Origin of the sequence: Candidatus Frankia alpina (assembly GCF_902806485.1) — a bacterium.
Taxonomy (GTDB): domain Bacteria; phylum Actinomycetota; class Actinomycetes; order Frankiales; family Frankiaceae; genus Frankia; species Frankia alpina.
In genome coordinates this window covers 1-439 of sequence record NZ_CADCWT010000590.1, presented here as the reverse complement: position 1 = coordinate 439, position 439 = coordinate 1, and the positions used below count along the sequence as shown (strand labels likewise).

At 72.2% G+C, this 439-nt stretch carries 1 protein-coding gene; it reads left to right on the top strand.

The features are described 5' to 3' along the window. Window positions 1-252: hypothetical protein (locus tag G6R25_RS24625; RefSeq protein WP_205447474.1), on the top strand; the 252-nt coding region annotated here is incomplete at its 5' end. Window positions 253-439: the final 187 nt, after the last annotated feature.

Genomic DNA, 439 nt, shown 5'->3' with positions numbered 1-439 from the left:
CTGCCGGAACCTACCGTCCAGGTGGACACCGACCCGGCTGTTCAGGTGGACACCCAGGGGGACACCCGGCCGACGGGGGTGGACACCCGGCTGGACCCGGCCGCGGCCCGCGCCGCGATCGTGGCCGCCTACCAGGAGGGCCTGAGCGTCCGACAGGCCGCCACCCGGGCCACCCGCTCCCGCAGCTGGGTCCAAGCGGTGTACACGGAACTCGCCCTGGCGGCCTGCGGGCAGCACACCGCCGCGGCCTAACCCCCCCGTCGGGCCGTCCACCCCCGGGCGGCCCGGCGGCCCCAACCCGAGGAGCAGGACAGACATGATCACCTGAAAAGGCGACAGCCCAGAGGCACTGAACCTCTGGGCTGTCCTTACGGATCTTCCGTATCCATCGCCGATCGTGAGACCGGTCGTGTGCACTCCCCTACCGGGGGAGGCACGA